The organism is Catellatospora vulcania (assembly GCF_009720385.1).
GTDB classification, from domain to species: domain Bacteria; phylum Actinomycetota; class Actinomycetes; order Mycobacteriales; family Micromonosporaceae; genus Catellatospora; species Catellatospora vulcania.
On sequence record NZ_WARX01000045.1, the window covers coordinates 1 to 2340 of the forward strand.

The following is a 2340-nucleotide window of genomic DNA, read 5'->3' on the forward strand; positions in this document are numbered from 1 at the left end:
TGTGCTGTCCCGGTAGATGCTTGACATCGGCGTCCCAGTAGCTGCTTGACAGGTGCTGAGTTTGGCCTGTTGATCGCGTGATGTTTGCGGGCATCGCGTGGTCCGGAGGCCGGGATTGGCGCTGACGGAGTTGTCGAAAGTTGAGCAGCGGTATCGGGCGGTGCTGGCGGTGCTTGCCGGTGATCGGGTTGGTGAGGTCGCGTCCTGGGCCGGGGTCTCGCGCCAGAGCGTGCATGCTTGGGTTGCCCGTTATCGGGACGGCGGTCTGGCGGGCCTGGAGGACAGGTCGACGCGGCCTGATTCGTGTCCGCATCAGGCTCCGCCGGTGGTGGAGGCCGCGGTGTGTGAACTGCGCCGGGCGCATCCCCGCTGGGGTGCGCGGCGGATCGAGTACGAGCTTGGGCGTAACGGGTGCCCTGGCCCGGTGCCGTCGCGTATGACGATCTACCGGATTCTGTTGCGGCATGGGCTGCTGTCGCCGCGTAAGCGTGGGCGTCGGCGTGAGGATTTCAAGCGCTGGCAGCGGGATGCGCCGATGCTGTTGTGGCAGTTGGACATCGTCGGCGGAGTGCTGCTGGCCGACGGCACCGAAGCGAAGATCGTGACCGGGGTGGACGACCATTCCCGGTTCTGCGTGATCGCGACGGTTGTGGCTCGGGCGACGGGCCGGGCGGTGTGTTTGGCGTTCGCGCAGGCGTTGGCCAGGTTCGGGGTGCCGGAGGAGGTCCTCACGGACAACGGCAAGCAGTTCACCGACCGGTTCGGTAAGGGTGGTGAGGTGCTGTTCGACAGGATCTGCCGGGAGAACGGGATCGTGCATCGGTTGACGCAGCCGGCGTCGCCGACGACCACGGGCAAGGTGGAGCGGTTCCATCGCAGCCTGCGTGAGGAACTGCTCAACGACGCGGGCGTGTTCGCGGATCTGGCCGCGGCGCAGGCGGCGGTGGATGGCTGGGTGGCCGAATATAACCGTGTGCGGCCGCATCAGAGCCTGGACATGGCGGTTCCGGCGCAGCGGTTCCGTCCGGCCGAGGAGCCGGTGGAGATGCCGCTGCGGCTGCCGGTGGGTCTGCGTGAAGCGGTCGACGAGCATCCGCCGGCGCTGGTGCCGAACGTCTCCGTTCCGGACGTCGCGCGGCCGTGGGACGGCGGGCCGGTGGAGTTCGACCGGGTCGTGCCGCCCAGCGGAAACATGGAGGTGCGTGGCAAACAGTTCTGGCTGGGACCTGCGCGGTCGGGTGTGACGGTGATGTTCTGGGCCGACACCGACGTGATCCATCTGCTGATCGGCGGGGCGCGGGTGAAGTCGGTGCGGTCGCACCTGTCCGTGGCCGACCTGGAGATCCTGGCTCGTGATGGTGGCCGTCGTGCGGGGCCGTCGCCGCTTCCGCCGCCGGTGCCGGGTGGGGTGGTGGAGGTGGACCGGACCGTCAACCGGACCGGGTCGGTGTCGCTCGGTCAGCGCGTCGTCCTGGCCGCCGACATCCTCGGTGGGCGCAGAGTGAGCATCCGGGTCGAGGAGCACACGCTTATGTTCTTCGACCCGCAGACCCGTGAGCTGCTGCGCACCCGCCCGAACCCGCTGAGCCCTGCCGAGGTCGCTCGGCTGCGCGGCGCCCGCCCGGCTGGGCCTTCTCCGCAGCCTGTGGATGAGCCGGTGCGGGTGCAGCGCCGGGCCAGCAACAACGGCGTGATCATGGTGGTGGGACAGAAGGTCGCCCTCGGCCGGGTCCACGCCGGCAAGACGCTGACCGTGGCCGTGTCCGAGACGCACTTGGCAGTGGAGTGCGACGACGGCGTGCGCACCGTGCGGCGGACCACCACTCAGGCGGTCACCCGGATCAAGGCGCACCGACCGCCGAAGCAGCGTGACGCATCGCAGCCACACGATTCTCGGTTCCATCTCCGCGACCCCGACGGGAAGATCACCTGATGAACCTGCAAGACCTCGAGCCCAACCTCAGGTACCTGCTCCAGCAGTGGGACCCCATCGGCGTCGCGGAGAACTCGCCCGACGAGTACGACTGCCTGATCGCTCCGTTGCTGAGCAACCTGATCGGCGGAGCCGGCAAGGCGGATGTCAGCGAGTTCCTGTGGCATGAGCTGGAAGATCACTTCGGGCTGGATCCGATGTTGTGCGACGTCGACGCGGTGGCTGACCGGCTCGTCGCATGGTGGGCAGCCGCTGGAGCAGGCCACCAGCCCGACGGCCAGCCCGACGGGGACACCCCCGCCGGGCACTGACACGAGCCCGGCTGGGGCCTCGGTCAACAACTAACCAAGGTCACCGGTCAAGTAGCTACTGGGACGGATCGGTCAAGCAGGAACTGGGACTAGACA

Annotated in this window: 2 protein-coding genes; both read left to right on the plus strand. The window is 68.3% G+C overall.

What is annotated here, in order from left to right; all coding sequences use genetic code 11:
- Positions 1 to 130 precede the first annotated feature (130 nt).
- The gene (locus F6W97_RS39905; protein WP_230687359.1) at positions 131 to 1933 is read left to right on the plus strand and encodes an IS481 family transposase; all 1803 of its coding nucleotides are present in this window, start codon (positions 131 to 133) and stop codon (positions 1931 to 1933) included.
- Positions 1933 to 2244: a hypothetical protein gene (locus tag F6W97_RS39910; protein WP_155375804.1), complete on the plus strand. Its 312-nt coding sequence runs from the start codon at positions 1933 to 1935 to the stop codon at positions 2242 to 2244. Before F6W97_RS39905 ends, F6W97_RS39910 begins: the two co-directional genes overlap by 1 nt.
- Positions 2245 to 2340 lie beyond the last annotated feature (96 nt).